Origin of the sequence: Burkholderia sp. 9775_39, from assembly GCF_015712225.1 — a bacterium.
Lineage (GTDB): Bacteria > Pseudomonadota > Gammaproteobacteria > Burkholderiales > Burkholderiaceae > Burkholderia > Burkholderia cenocepacia.
On record NZ_JACCQC010000035.1, the window covers coordinates 1 to 14,930 of the forward strand.

A 14,930-nucleotide genomic window follows, 5' to 3' on the forward strand; every position below is an offset into this window, starting at 1 on the left:
GGACGGGCGGGACGAATCGGGGCGGGCATCTGAATGCATGGCGGGCGCTGGGCGCTGTCTCCGGGATTGTTTTTTCGGTGACGAAGCGCGACGCGTCGCCGGCTCGCGGGCCGGGCAGCGGTGATGCGGTGCGAAACCGGCCCGCTGAGCCGGGCCGTGGTGCGTGTCGCCTTCGTCGGTCGTCCGGCTGCCGTGGTGGCGGCCGGCGGCGCGCCGGGTGCGTTGCACCTCGACGTCGCACCGATTGTGTGGGCCCGGTGCACCGGCGGCAAACGATATTTCCGAACAGGGTGATGCGGGATGGTCATCAACTTGGGCCGCGCAGCGATGCGTCCGGGCGGCCGGTTACGGGCTTGGGAAACGTCCCATATCGGCATCGAAACAGCCGCGGCTGGCCAGCGCACTTCTTGCGTTTTGGGAATGAAGTCGTGAGTTAATATCAATAGCGGCCCGACTTGTGGCCATTGACAATGTGTTCATGGATCGTGCCTCGCGAGGCTGGGGCGCGCCGTCCGGCCGGGCTTCCGGCGGCGGCGCAGTGCGATGCGCCGGATGGCGCACCGGCCCGCCGCGCGGCGCATCCGCTTGCACGAGGCGCTCGAACGCGCTCCAATCGAATCACGCGGGCGGCGCTGCCGCCGCACCGATCAATCTGTCCCTGAAGAGGAAGTGATGCAATTCAACGACATTCTTGCCGCGCTCGACATCGATCTCGCCCAGTGGAAAGGCAACGCGCTGACCGCGCGTTCGCCGCTCGACGGCGCGACGCTCGCGACGCTGGCCGTCGACACGCCCGCCGACGCCGAGCGCAAGATCGACGCCGCGCACGACGCGTTCCTCAAGTGGCGCACGGTGCCGGCGCCGGTGCGCGGCGAACTCGTGCGCGTGTTCGGCAACGTGCTGCGCGAGCACAAGGCCGAACTGGGCCGCCTCGTCACGCTCGAAGCCGGCAAGATCACGTCGGAAGGCCTCGGCGAAGTGCAGGAAATGATCGACATCTGCGATTTCGCGGTCGGCCTGTCGCGCCAGCTTTACGGCCTCACGATCGCGTCCGAGCGCCCGGGCCACCGGATGATGGAAACGTGGCACCCGATCGGCGTGTGCGGCGTGATTTCGGCGTTCAACTTCCCGGTCGCGGTGTGGGCGTGGAATGCGGCGCTCGCGTTCGTGTGCGGCGATTCGGTCGTGTGGAAGCCGTCCGAGAAGACGCCGCTCACCGCGATCGCGTGCCACGTGCTGCTCCAGAAGGCGCTGCGCGAGTTCGAGAAGACGCATCCGGGCGTCGCGCCGGCGGAACTGGGTCAACTGGTGCTCGGCATGCGCGATGTCGGCGAGGTGCTGACGGCGTCGAAGAAGGTGCCGGTCGTCAGCGCGACGGGCAGCGTGCGGATGGGCCAGGAAGTCGCGAAGGTGCTGAGCCAGCGCCTCGCGCGCGGCATCCTCGAACTCGGCGGCAACAACGGGATGATCGTCGCGCCGAGCGCGGATCTCGACCTCGTCGTGCGCGCGGTCACGTTCGCGGCGGTCGGCACGGCCGGCCAGCGCTGCACGACGCTGCGCCGCCTGATCGTGCATCGCAGCCTCGTCGAGCAACTGCTGCCGCGCATCGAGAAGGCCTATGCGTCGGTGAAGGTCGGCAATCCGCTCGAGGAAGGCACGCTGGTCGGCCCGCTGGTCGATCGTGCGTCGTTCGACGCGATGCAAAAGGCGCTGGCCGATGCGCGCGAGCAGGGCGGCGAAGTGAAGGGCGGCGAGCGCGTCGACGTCGGCCACGCGGATGCGTACTACGTGCGTCCGGCCATCGTGCGGATGCCGAAGCAATCGGCGGTGGTCGAGCGCGAGACGTTCGCGCCGATCCTGTACGTGATGGTCTACGACAACTTCGACGACGCGATCGACGTGCACAACGCGGTCCCGCAAGGCCTGTCGTCGGCGATCTTCACGAACGACATGCGTGAAGCCGAGCAGTTCATGTCGGCGGCCGGCAGCGATTGCGGGATCGTCAACGTGAACATCGGCACGAGCGGCGCGGAAATCGGCGGCGCGTTCGGCGGCGAGAAGGAAACGGGCGGCGGCCGCGAGTCGGGTTCGGATGCATGGAAGGCGTATATGCGCCGGGCGACGAACACGATCAACTACAGCCGCCAGCTGCCGCTGGCGCAGGGGGTGAAGTTCGACGTATAAGTGCGGGCGCCCGGCTTGGGCGCTTCGACGTCGAATGAACAGGGCCGGTTGCCGTGGAAGCGGTAACCGGCCCTGGTCGTTTATTGCGATGCGTGCGCCGCGCCGATCGATCGTGAGCGGACCCGCTCGATGGCTCGCCTACGATTCGTGCCGCGTGGCGCCATCGTTCGCCGGCATGTTCTGCACGACCAGCATCTGCGGGCTCGACAGCGTGATCCCCGCCGCGCGCAACTGCTTGAGGATCTCGAACAGCAGATCGCTCTTCGTCGAACTCGCGATCCGCGGGCTCGACACGTAACCCGTCACGCTCAGCGTGATCCCGTCCGGCGCGAGCTGGCTGAACGTCACCGACGGCGCCGGTTTCTCGAGAATCGCCTGATGCGCGCGATACGCATCGAGCAGCAGGTCGCGCACCTGCTCGGGATCGGTGTTCAGCGGGAACGTCAGCACCAGCGTCGCGACGCCCTGCGTGCTGTTGCCCATCGTCACGTTGCGCACGTTCTGCGAGATCAGTTGCGAGTTCGGCACGATCACGGTCGAGCGGTCGCTCAGCTGGATTTCGGTCGCGCGCACGTTGATGCGGCGGATGTCGCCTTCGACGCCCGCGATGCTGACCATGTCGCCCACCTTCACCGGGCGCTCGGTCAGCAGGATCAGCCCCGACACGAAGTTCTTCACGATTTCCTGCAGGCCGAAGCCGATACCGACCGACAACGCGCTGACGATCCACGCGAGATTGTTCCATCTGACGCCGAGCAGCCCGAGCGTCATCAGGACGAGCAGCACGTAGCCAACGTTGGTGAACAGCGTGATCAGCGACACGCGCATGCCCGTGTCCATGCCGAGCGCGGGCATGAACTCGCCGTCGAGCCAGCGGCGCAGGGAGCGCAGCAGGTAGAAGCCGATCGCGAAGCCGATCACGGCATTCATGATCCGGTCGGGCATGATGTTCAGACTCTGCAGCCGCTGGCTGCCGATCATCGCGACCGCGCTGTCGAGCAGGTCGCCCGGCGTCGTGCCGAAGCCGCCGGTCACCAGCGCGATCGCCGCGATCAGCATCAGCAGGCTCGTGCCGAAGCCGGACAGGACCGTGCGCGCCTGGTCGAGGTGGCGGTCTTCGAGCGCGAACAGGTGCTTGATCTGCTGGCCCGTCGACAGGCTCGACGAGAACAGGCTTTCGCTCGCGTCGCGCGTCAACTGGATCAGGATGTAGGTCGCGCACAGCACGATCTCGAACCATACGAGCTCGTACGTGATGAAGCGCGCGACCGTGATGTAACCGATCAGGAGGGCGATCAACGACGCGACGATCGCGAGCGTGACGCCGGCGTGGATCAGGCCCGCGAGCGTCGAGCGCTGCTCGGGCGCCTCGCCTGCCGCCGCGAGCGCGGCGCGCGCACGGTTCGCGCGCAACAGCGACGCGCCGACCGTCAGCGCGACGACGAGCGACACGATGCCGCGACCGAACAGCGTGACCGACAGGCTGGTGTCGACGATCCGGTTGATCGATTCGAGCGTGCCCGACACCAGCAGCAGCGCAGCCAGGATCGCGGGGAACGGCTTCATCGCGAGCGCGACCGGATCGGCGAGCGCGGGCAGTCGCCACGACGGATGTTTCGTGCAGAGCAGTGCGCGCCCGAGCCCGGCGATCAGTGCGCAGGTCGCGGCGAGCTTCGCGAACTGGTCCCACAGATCGGTCAGCGACGGCGTGAGCTCGTAATGACGCGCGACGGCGAGGTAGAGGATCTGGATCGCGATGGCCGTCGCGAGGAAGGTCGACAGCGCGGTCGACAGCGCCAGCGCACTGCGGCGCAAGCGGGTGGGCGGCAGGCGGTTCAGCGCGATCCAGGCGAGCCCGCGCTCGATGAGGCGGCGCCCGCCGAGCCATGCCGCGAACGCGGCGATCAGCAGCACCGCGGTGATGGCCCGCTGCCCCGGCACCCACGACGAGCGCAGCATGTCGAACAGTTCGTCGTCGAAATCCTGGAGCCGCTGGCGATCGTCCGGCGACAGGTGGAACAGCGGCAGCCAGAACTGCGCGCTGAAGATGCTGCCCGAACGGAACGCGAGCTGGTTCTTCAGCAGGCTGCGGTGCAGCTTCGCGAACTGCTCGGTCAGGTTCGCGAGGCTCGTCTTCTGGTCGGCGGCCTGCTTCAGCGCGGCGTCGATCTGCGTCTTGCGCGCGTCCAGCGAGGCCCGCTGCTTCGCGACGGCTGGCGTTTCCGGCGCGGCGCCCTCGGCGGGCGGCGGGCCGAGCACGTCGAGTTGCGCCTGGACCTGCGCGCGTTGCGGCGTGAGATCGCTCTGCAGCTTCGCGACATCGGTGCTCAGTTCCTGCGCCGAATCGTCGAGCGCATCCAGCTCCTTGCTGTTGGATGCGGTGGAGGTCTGCTGCTTGATGCGGTCCAGCTCGGCCTGCATCTGCTTGAGCTGCGCGACGGCGTCGGGCAGCGAGATGGCCGGCGCGGTGGCGCCGACGCCGCTCGCGACGGGCGCGGAAGCGGCCGCCGGAAACGCCGACGCGGTCGCGATCGCCGCGAACTGCAGCAGCGCGATCAGCGCGATCCGGCGGGCGTACGTGGAGAGTCGTTGTATGGACATGGAATGCTTACGATTTGCCGACAATGCCGATTGCCGAAAGGCAGCCGGAAGCCGGTAGTTGGCCCGCTAGCATGTTACCGGGGCGCGGAACGCGTGGTTGTCCCGATTGCGTGTTGCGATTCGCGGCGATTCCGGCGGCGCGTGCGTGGGTGAAGCAGCGCGGGAGGCCCGTCATCACCCGCCTGCGCGGCCTGCGCGCGAGGCCGGTGGTAGCGGAACGCCACGCGAACGCGCAGTCGGTACCCGACATACGGTTACGCAAGTTACACATTATCAGGCGCGAAAACGGGGCATCGAATGGCTTCGGTGCCCGCACTGCGTCCGGCCTGCCGGCTTGCCCGTGCGTCGAACGGGGCTGCCGGTACAATGCAGCGGTTCGCCCGGCGCCGGTTCGGCGGTCCGCCGGACGACAACGCACAACACGACACGATCAGGAGACGCGCCCAAGATGGCCTCAACGGACAGCCTTTCCCAGGCACCTGCCCAATCCCCTTCCATCGACCCCGGCGCCATCTCGGCCCGCCTCGACCGCCTGCCGCCGACGCGCAGCGTCTGGAAGCTGGTCGTGCTGCTGAGCCTCGGCTTCTTCTTCGAACTCTACGACCTGCTGTACAGCGGCTACGTCGCGCCGGGCCTCGTGAAAAGCGGCATCCTGTCCGCGACGACGCACGGCCTGTTCGGCACCACGGGCGTCGCGAGCTTCATCGCCGCGCTGTTTTCCGGGCTCTTCATCGGCACGATCGCGTGCGGCTTCCTCGCCGACCGCTTCGGTCGCCGCGCGATCTTCACGTGGTCGCTGCTGTGGTACACGGCCGCCAATGTCGTGATGGCGTTCCAGGACACCGCGGCCGGGCTGAACTTCTGGCGCTTCGTCGTCGGTCTCGGCCTCGGCGTCGAGATGGTGACGATCGGCACGTACATCTCCGAACTCGTGCCGAAGCAGATCCGTGGCCGCGCGTTCGCGTGCGAGCAGGCGGTGGGGTTCGTCGCGGTGCCGGTGGTCGCGTTTCTCGCCTACCTGCTGGTGCCGCACGCACCGCTCGGCCTCGACGGCTGGCGCTGGGTCGTGCTGATCGGCGCGCACGGCGCGCTGTTCGTGTGGTGGATTCGCCGCGAACTGCCGGAAAGCCCGCGCTGGCTCGCGCAGCAGGGCCGCGTCGACGAGGCCGACCGCATCATGCGCGCGCTCGAGGCGAAGGTCGAAGCCGAATACGGGCGACCGCTGCCGCCGCCCGCGCCCGCCGAACCCGTGCCGCCGCGCGGCAGCTTCCGCGACATGTGGGTGCCGCCGTATCGCAGCCGCACGATCATGATGACGATCTTCAACGTGTTCCAGACGGTCGGCTTCTACGGTTTCGCGAACTGGGTGCCGACGCTGCTGATCAAGCAGGGCATCACGATCACGTCCAGCCTGATGTATTCGAGCGTGATCGCACTCGCCGCGCCGATCGGTCCGCTGATCGGCCTCGTGATCGCCGACCGCTTCGAGCGCAAGTCGGTGATCGTCGCGATGGCGGCGGCGATCGTCGTTTGCGGGCTGCTGTTCAGCCAGACGACGGTGGGCGCGTTCCTGATCGTGCTCGGCATCGGCCTCACGCTCGCGAGTAACATCATGTCGTACAGCTTCCACGCGTACCAGGCCGAGCTGTTCCCGACGTCGATCCGCGCGCGGGCCGTCGGCTTCGTCTATTCGTGGAGCCGCTTCTCGGCGATCTTCTCGTCGTTCGTGATCGCGGCCGTGCTGCGCGGCTTCGGCACGTTCGGCGTGTTCGCGTTCATCGCGGGCGCGATGGTGATCGTGATGGCCGCGATCGGGCTGATGGGGCCGCGCACGAAGGGCATCGCGCTCGAAACCATCTCCAAGTGATCGGCGGGTGCGCACGCATGTCGCACGGTTCGTTGCGGCATGCGTGCGATGCGGTCCGGGGTTTCCGCTTCCGGGCCTGCCCCTCGCCAAAATGCTTTGTCGTGCGAATCAACCGGGAGACGCGCTCGAACCGGATCCATCGCGCCAGCACTCGGCCGCGTGCCGAAAGCATCGAACACGCAAGCGTGCCACGCCACGAATACGCACGCGGCAACGAGTTGAAACAAAGCGTGACGAAGCGCAATTCCCCGTAAAAGCGTGCTTCCGGCCGCGGCCGATTCGCGCATGGACGAGTAAAATAGGGGGCCTGACGACTCATTAGCCGCCATCGGAGTGCCCGCGTTGCATCAGCGAATGGCTCCGCCGTGAAGAGGCGTCGGCGCCGGGCGCACGCGATGTGCCGGGCGTGTCGATGGCTTGCGCGGAAGATGCGCCGCTCGCAGCAGCACCATGCGGCGGCCGGATCGGCCGATGGCTTCGAACATATGATTCTTGCCCACTTGACGCGGCGCTTCGCGCAGCCGCGTTGCCTCAACCGCGCAGTCGCCGCATCCGTGTGGCTTGCTGCCGCGGTGTCGATTTCCGCTGTCGCACAACGACCTGCCTTTGCCGCGTCCGGCGCTCCGTCGTCTGCTGTGCAATCCTCATCCGTCGCGTCGCCTGCTTCGGCAGCCTCCCGTCCGCATCCGGCTTCGTCCGCGCATGCGGCGTCGGACGCATCGGCCGCAGCGCCGACATCCGCCGCGTCACAGGCGAATCGCGCGGAATCTGCAAGCGCGGCATCCGGTGCGTCGGCCGCTTCCGCGGCATCGGCAGCATCGGCCGCCGCACCCGCATCGGCCGCATCCGGCACGCCCGCGAGCGAGGCCGAACCGCCTCCGCCCACGCCGCCGCGTCGGCATCCGCCGCTGTCGGCCGAGGGGGCGCAAAACGCGACGACACGCGCGCTCGACATGCGCAAGCGTTTCATGCAGGAAGTCACGCGCCGCCTGAACGTGCCCGCGAGCGAGCAGCACGCGTACGGCGAGCGGCTCCAGAAAGCGCTCGCCGATGCGGATCTCGGCGATCTCGCCGGCGAATACGTCGCGATGGTGGACCGCGCGCCGAACGTGCAGGCGCTGTTCATCTACTTCCGCGCGACACCGGCCAATGCGTGGCTGATGATCGGCGCATCGCCGGTCGGCACCGGGTTGCCGGGCCAGTACGACCATTTCCTGACGCCGCTCGGCGTGTTTCATCACTCGCCCGACACGATGGATTTCCGCGCGGAAGGCACGACGAACGAGAACGGCATTCGCGGCTACGGTCACCGCGACATGCGCATCTACGATTTCGGCTGGGTGGACGGCGAGCGCGGCTGGGGCAAGGGCGGCGTGTCGCCGATGCGTTTCCAGATGCATGCGACCGACCCCGACCGGCTCGAAGCGCTGCTCGGTATCCGGCACTCGAAGGGCTGCGTGCGAATTCCCGCGTCGCTGAACACGTTCCTCGACCGGCACGGGCTGCTCGACGACGACTATCAGGCCCGCGTCGAGGCCGGCAAGTCGCTGTGGGTGCTGCGTCGCGATCGCGACATCACGCCGATCGCGGGCCGCTACCTGGTCGTGATCGACAGCGCCCGCAAGACTCGCCCTGCGTGGTCGCCGCTGCCGGGGCGCGGCGCATGGTCGAAGCTGCCGAAAGGCGGCGATACGGCGGACTGAGCGCCGCTTCGCCGGGCGCGGGCGGTGCGAGGATGAGAATAAATCCGTTTTATTGAGATATAAGGAAAGCAAACTTTTATTATCCGATCCGGGTTCGTATAGTCGAGTCCAGTTTCGCGGAACCCTGCCGCGCCTGGACCACCACCGACCACACGACCCGCATGAAAACTCTCTACAAGCTCGCTCCGCTCGCGATGCTCGGCGCCTTCGCGACCCATGCCTGTGCGCAAAGCAGCATCACGCTGTACGGTCTGATCTCGGCCGGTGTCGGGTTCGCGACGAACCAGGGCGGCAAGAATGCATGGCAGGCGCTGTCCGGCACGAACCAGAACCCGCGCTGGGGGCTGAAGGGCAAGGAGGATCTCGGGCAGGGACTGTCCGCGGTGTTCCAGCTCGAGAACGGCTTCAACGTGATGACGGGCACGGCCGCGCAGAACGGCCGCGAGTTCGGGCGCATGGCGTACGTCGGCCTGGCCGACCGCACCTACGGCTCGCTGACGTTCGGTCGCCAGTACGACGCGATCCACGACTACATCGGGCCCGTGATCATCGCGAGCAACGGCGTGAACATCGGCGACAACGACAACGGTTACAACGACATCCGCGTGCAGCACTCGGTGAAGTACGTGAGCCCCGTCTACTACGGGCTGAAGTTCACCGCGCTGTACGGCTTCAGCAATGCGACCGGTTTCGCGAACAACAGCGCGTACAGCTTCGGGCTCGGCTATGAGCGTGGCCCGCTGCGCTGGAGCGCGGTCTATGCGCAGTACAACCATCCTTACAGCGCGACGAACCAGGACGGCGCGATCGCGAACGACTACGCGTCGCCGCTGCTGATCTTCAGCAAGAGCGCGATGACGCCGGCCGCGTATGCGAGCCGGCAGCGGATCGCGGGCACGGGCGGCTTCTACACGATCGGCCGCGCGCAGTTCGCCGCGATGTTCACCGACGTGCGCTACGATTACCTCGACAATTCGCATCTGCACCTGCAGAACCTGGGCGTGAACGTCGTCTACACGATGACGCCGCAGCTCTTTCTCGGCGCGGCGTATGCATTCACGAACGGCAAGTACGACGTGATCGACAAGCGTCCGAAATGGCATCAGGTGAACCTGCAGGCCGATTACTTCCTGTCCAAACGCACCGACGTCGCGCTGACGGTGATCGCGCAGCAGGCGGCCGGCGACGCGGATCATGCGCAGATCTTCGCGTATGCGCGTTCGACCGGCACGCGCCAGATGATGGCGACGCTCGGCGTCCGGCATGTCTTCTGAGCACCGACCATGACCCATCCGATCGCATCCCGCCGCACCTTCCTGAAACTGTCGGCCGCGCTGGCCGGCACCGCGCTGCTGCCCGAAACGGGCGCGTTCGCGGCCGGCGGCGACGCCGCGCGCCGCACGGTGATCATCGATACCGATCCGGGGCAGGACGACGCCATCGCGATCCTGTTCGCGCTCGGCGCGCAGGACCGGCTCGACGTGCGCGCGCTGACGGCCGTGGCGGGCAACGTGCCGCTCGACCTCACCGAACGCAATGCGCGGATCATCCGCGACTGGGCCGGCCGCACGAAGACGCTGCCGGTGTACGCGGGCTGCCCGCGCCCGCTCGTGCGCGACCTCGTGACGGCCGCGAACGTGCATGGCAAGACGGGGCTCGAAGGCGTCGAACTGCACGCGCCGCGCGCGCCGCTCGCCGCCGGTCACGCGGTGTCGTACCTCGTCGATACGCTGAGCCGCGCGGCGCCGAACAGCGTGACGCTGTGCGCGCTCGGCCCGCTGACCAACATCGCGACCGTGCTGGTCGAGGCGCCGCAGGTTCGCGCCGCGCTGCGCGACATCGTGCTGATGGGCGGCGCGTTCTTCGAGCGCGGCAACATCACGCCGGCCGCCGAGTTCAACATCTACGTCGATCCGCAGGCGGCCGACGTCGTGTTCGGCAGCGGCGTGCCGATCGTCGTGCTGCCGCGCGACGTCGCGGTGAAGGCGCCGATCACGCCGGCGCGGGTCGCGCCGTTCCGCGCGCTCGGCAACCGCTGCGGCGCGATCGTCGCGGACATCATGGAAGCGGAACTGGCCTACAACAAGAAGCGGCGCGGGATCGACGACGCGCCGATGTACGACCCGACGGCCGTCGGCTATCTCGTCGACCCGACGCTGTTCGGCGGACGCAAGGTGAACGTGGTGGTCGAGACGGCCGGGCAGTGGACGCTCGGCGAGACGATCGTCGACTGGAACGGGCGCAGCGGCCGTGCGGCGAACGCGACGTGGATCAACGAGGTCGACGCGGACCGCTTCTACGCGACGCTCGTCGAGCGCATCGCGAAGCTGCCCTGAACGCGCGCGGCAAATGCGGCAAGCACGGCGGACGCGGCATCAAATGTGCTTCGCAATCCACTCGCGGCACGCGCGCACGTGCGGGCCGCGATCGTCGGCGGCGAGCGAGATCAGCGAGATCGCACGTGTGACGCGCGGTTTGTCGACACGCAGCGCGACGAGTTCGGGATCGTGCAGATGCATCGTGTAGAGGCTCGGCAGCACGGCGGTCGCGAGACCGTTGCGCGCGAGCGCGTAGAGCGGCTCGGTGTATTCCATCCGGTACGTGACGTTCAGGCGCAGCTTCCCGGCGCCGCCGGTGCGATGCAGCGATTCGCTGACGCTGCCGCGCACGAACACCGCGAGTTCGCGATCGACGAGCTTCGCCCACGTGACGCTCTTCGCGCGGGCGAGCGGATCGTCGTGCCGCACGACGATCACGATCTCGTCCTCGAACAGTTGCTGGTAGCGCAGCGTGCCGTCGTCGCTATCGGGTTCGCGCACGCCGATGCCGAGATCCGCGACGCCGTCGCGCACCGCTTCGACGAGCGCGCTGTTCGGCAAATCGGTCAGCGTGAAGCGCAGCGTCGGGTGCGTGCCGCGCAGTGCGTTGAGCGCGGGCAGCAGGCGGCCCGCGACCGACGGAATGAACGCGATGCGCACGGTCTGGATGCGTTCGCCGATGAGCCGCGTCATGTCGTCGAAGGTGCCGCGCGCCTGGTTGAGCAGGCGTTCGGCGAGCGGCAGCACGGCTTCGCCCGCGGTGGTGAGCGTGAGGCGATGCGCGGTGCGGGCGAACAGGCGGCCGCCGAGCAGGAATTCGATCTGGCGGATCGACGCGGTGAGCGCGGGCTGCGTGAGCGACAGCGCCTGCGCGGCCTGCGTGAAGCTGCGTGCGTGCGCAAGGACTACGAAGTGCTGGACTTGCCGCAGCGTGAGCGCGGGCAGCAGCGACGAGCGGTCGGGCATCGGGCAATGACGGTCGGGAAGCGGTACGCGGCAGTATAAGACCGCGCCGCACGAACCGACACAGGACAATAATCGGAATCACAGGAGAACCACCATGTCAGCGACTGACACGATGCCGGCACGTGCGCCGGCCAACTGGCTCGAACGCCGCTTTGCGCTCGCCGCGCGCGGCACGAGCGTGCGCACCGAGACGATCGCGGGCGTCACGTCGTTCCTCGCGGCCGCGTACCTGCTCGTCGTGATCCCGTCGCTGCTCGCGACGGGCGGAATGGAGCGCGGCGCGGCGACCACCGCGACGATCGTCGTGTTCGTGCTGTTCACCACGCTGATGGGGCTCTACGCGAACCTGCCGTTCCTCGTCGGCCCCGGTATCGGCGGCTCGGTGATCATCGGCGTGACGCTCGCGACGACCGAGCACGTCGGCTGGCAGACGGGCCTCGGCATCGCGTGCGTGTCGGGCGTGCTGTTCTTCCTGCTGACGATCCTCGGCGCGCGCGGCGTCGTGGTGCGGCTGATTCCGGTGCAGATCAAGCTCGGGCTCGGCGCGTCGATCGGGCTGTTCGTCACGATGCTCGGGCTGCGCAATGCGGGGATGGTCGTCGCGAACGCGAAGACCAACGCGTTCGCGCTCGGCGACTTCTCGCGGCCGGGCACGCTGGTCGCGCTGATCGGCCTCGCGGTGGCGATCGTGCTGCAGGCGCGCAAGGTGCCCGGCGCGATCCTGATCGCGATCCTCGTCGCGGCCGCGGCCGGCGTGCCGCTCGGCGTCACGCACCTGCCGGCGTCGTTCGTGTCGCTGCCGCACAGCATCGCGCCGATCGCGTTCAAGCTCGATATCGGCAGCGCGTTGAGCCTGGCCGCCGCGCCGTACCTGTTCGCGTTCTTCGCGGCGGAATTCTTCTCGACGCTCGGCACCGCGCTCGCGGTCGGCGCGAAGGCGAACCTGCTCGACGAACAGGGCAACCTGCCGGACATCAACCGGCCGTTCCTCGTCGATTCGCTCGCCGCGACGCTCGGGCCCGTGTTCGGCATTCCGGCGCTGACCGCGCTGATCGAATCGGCGGCGGGCGTCGAAGCCGGCGGCCGCAGCGGGTTGTCGTCGCTGGCTGCCGCCGTGCTGTTCGCCGCGATGCTGCTGTTCGTGCCGGTCGCGCTCGCGATCCCGAAGGAGGCGACCGCGCCGGCGCTGATCCTGATCGGGCTGTCGATGTTCGCGACGATCCGCCATACGCATTTCGACGACTTCACCGATGCGCTGCCCGTGATGTCGATGGTGCTGCTCACGCTGATGTCGAACAGCTTCGGCACCGGCATTGCCGGCGGGCTGCTGTGCTACGTGCTCGTCAAGCTGCTGGCCGGCCGCTGGCGCGACGTGTCGTGGGGGCTCGTCGTGCTCGCGATTCCGCTCGGCTATTACTTCTGGACCGTCGTGAAGCCGCACTGAGAGACGGCTTCGCCACGCATCGCACTACCGAAAAAGAGACTGAGATGAAGGGAACACCAGGCAACGTCCCGGCCGCGCGCACGGGCATCGACATCACGCCGGCCCATCGGGCCTTCTTCCACGCGCTGCCGAAGGTCGAGCTGCACTGCCATCTGCTCGGCGCGGTGCGGCACGACACGTTCGTCGCGCTGGCCGAACGCAGCGGCGCACCGATCGAGCGGACGGAGATCGACGCGTTCTACGCGCGCGGCGAGAAGCCGGTCGGCGTGCTGCACGTGCTGCGTGCGCTCGACAAGTATCTGCTGACGCAACCCGACGACCTGCGCCGAATCGCATACGAGTATCTGGAAGACGCGGCCGCGCACAACGTGCGGCATGCGGAATTCTTCTGGAATCCGACGGGAACGGTGCGCGTGTCGGGCATCGCGTATGCGGACGCGCAGGCCGCGATCGTGACGGCGATCCGCGATGCCGCGCGCGATTTCGGGATCGGCGCGCGCCTGATTCCGAGCATCGATCGCGAGCAGGACCCCGACGAAGCGGTTGAGATCGTCGAGTGGATGAAGGCGAATCGGGCGGACGAAGTCGCGGGGCTCGGCATCGACTATCGCGAGAACGACCGGCCGCCCGAACTGTTCTGGAAGGCGTACCGCAATGCACGCGCGGCCGGCTTTCGCACGACCGCGCATGCGGGCGAGTTCGGGATGCCGTGGCGCAACGTCGAGACGGCCGTCGATCTGTTGCAGGTCGACCGCGTCGATCACGGCTATACGGTCGTCGACAACCCCGAGCTGTGCGCGCGCTACGCGGAGCGCGGGATCGTGTTTACCGTCGTGCCGACGAATTCGTACTACCTGCGCACGCTGCCGCCGGAGCAATGGGCCGAGCTGCATCCGATGCGCAAGATGCCGGGCCTCGGGTTGAAGATTCATCCGAATACCGACGATCCGACGTTGCACAAGGTCAATCCGGCCGAGGCGTGGGAACTGATGTTCAGTCATTTCGGCTTTACCGTCGCCGACCTGAAGCAGTTCATGCTGAACGGGATCGACGGCGCGTGGGTCGACGACGCGACGAAGGCGGCGTGGCGTGCCGCGTGGGCGCCGGAGTTCGATGCGCTCGCTGCAACGCTCGCGGCGGGCTGAGCCAGACTGGCACACGCCGCTTGTGTTCGCTATATTGGCGTCCGGCAGCACCCTGTCGTGGCGCCGCCGCCGTGCGCGCCCGCGCCGGCATTCCAATAGCAATTCGAACCTGAGAGGCTCCACCGTGCGTATTCCCGCTTTCTGTCTGATGTTGTTCGTCTCGCTGTCCGCGCGAGCCGGCACCGCCTGCGATGCGTTACTCGGCGATTACGCGCCGGCCGCCGGCAAGCCCGCGACGATGCGGGTCGAGAAGGTGGGGAGCGACATCGTGCTGCGCGCGCGTGAAGCCGGTCGCTGGAGCGTCGATACGGCGCCGGTGCACGTGGCTGAACTCGATATGGACGGTCCGGAGAAGCCGCCTGCCGACGCATGCGTGCTGGAGGTGCCGGGCGGCCAGATCATCAGGATGCCGATCGGGACACCGTACCAGGTCACGTCCATCACGGGCAACGGCTTCACGACGAAGCGTTCGACCACCGGCGTCCTGCTGCTGATGACGCAAGGCTTCCAGGTCGACGGCATCGAGCTGTATCGGGTCGCGCGCAGCGGCGCTTCGCCGTCGGCGCCGTGAAGGCCGTTGCCGCGCGCGGACGGCACCGTGCTGCACCCGCCGCATTACACGCGGCTCGGCGACGCTGCGCTGTTCGACGACGATCGCGACGGCGTGCCCGTGTGGCTGTACGCGGACGGGCACGTGATGAC

General features: G+C 67.9%; 10 protein-coding genes. 8 read left to right on the forward strand and 2 right to left on the reverse strand.

Translation table 11 applies throughout. The features are described from left to right. Positions 1–672: 672 nt before the first annotated feature. Complete coding sequence (locus H0X90_RS31260) at positions 673–2,184, forward strand: aldehyde dehydrogenase family protein (RefSeq protein WP_012493562.1); 1,512 nt, start codon at positions 673–675, stop codon at positions 2,182–2,184. Between the two features lie 138 nt (positions 2,185–2,322). On the opposite strand, the gene H0X90_RS31265 is transcribed toward H0X90_RS31260, so the two are convergent. Then, positions 2,323–4,785 (reverse strand): DUF3772 domain-containing protein, encoded by a 2,463-nt coding sequence (locus H0X90_RS31265; protein WP_006491122.1) that lies wholly within the window; start codon positions 4,783–4,785, stop codon positions 2,323–2,325. A 448-nt stretch (positions 4,786–5,233) separates the two neighbouring features. On the opposite strand from H0X90_RS31265, the gene H0X90_RS31270 reads away from it, so the two are divergent. The 4 genes from H0X90_RS31270 to H0X90_RS31285 all read left to right on the forward strand — a co-directional run bounded on the left by H0X90_RS31270 (position 5,234) and on the right by H0X90_RS31285 (position 10,691). Beyond that, complete coding sequence (locus H0X90_RS31270) at positions 5,234–6,652, forward strand: MFS transporter (RefSeq protein ID WP_006495132.1); 1,419 nt, start codon at positions 5,234–5,236, stop codon at positions 6,650–6,652. Positions 6,653–7,047: 395 nt separating this feature from the next. Continuing rightward, a complete protein-coding gene (locus tag H0X90_RS31275; RefSeq protein WP_077190179.1) occupies positions 7,048–8,355 on the forward strand; it encodes a hypothetical protein in 1,308 nt (435 codons plus the stop codon). Between the two features lie 161 nt (positions 8,356–8,516). Further along, the gene (locus H0X90_RS31280; RefSeq protein WP_006491111.1) at positions 8,517–9,629 is read left to right on the forward strand and encodes a porin; all 1,113 of its coding nucleotides are present in this window, start codon (positions 8,517–8,519) and stop codon (positions 9,627–9,629) included. Positions 9,630–9,638: 9 nt separating this feature from the next. Beyond that, entirely contained in the window at positions 9,639–10,691 is a 1,053-nt protein-coding gene (locus H0X90_RS31285) for a nucleoside hydrolase (RefSeq protein ID WP_077190178.1), read from the forward strand. A 39-nt stretch (positions 10,692–10,730) separates the two neighbouring features. Here the strand turns inward: H0X90_RS31285 and H0X90_RS31290 are convergent, their stop codons facing one another. After that, complete coding sequence (locus H0X90_RS31290) at positions 10,731–11,639, reverse strand: LysR family transcriptional regulator (protein ID WP_077190177.1); 909 nt, start codon at positions 11,637–11,639, stop codon at positions 10,731–10,733. A 94-nt stretch (positions 11,640–11,733) separates the two neighbouring features. On the opposite strand from H0X90_RS31290, the gene H0X90_RS31295 reads away from it, so the two are divergent. From H0X90_RS31295 to H0X90_RS31305, 3 genes are read left to right on the forward strand one after another with little or no spacing between them, the layout of a single operon-like run. Beyond that, positions 11,734–13,083 (forward strand): NCS2 family permease, encoded by a 1,350-nt coding sequence (locus H0X90_RS31295; RefSeq protein ID WP_006495137.1) that lies wholly within the window; start codon positions 11,734–11,736, stop codon positions 13,081–13,083. Between the two features lie 44 nt (positions 13,084–13,127). After that, positions 13,128–14,228 (forward strand): adenosine deaminase, encoded by a 1,101-nt coding sequence (gene add, locus H0X90_RS31300; protein ID WP_034203282.1) that lies wholly within the window; start codon positions 13,128–13,130, stop codon positions 14,226–14,228. Beyond that, entirely contained in the window at positions 14,197–14,799 is a 603-nt protein-coding gene (locus H0X90_RS31305) for a hypothetical protein (protein WP_226245377.1), read from the forward strand. Before add ends, H0X90_RS31305 begins: the two co-directional genes overlap by 32 nt. Positions 14,800–14,930: the final 131 nt, after the last annotated feature.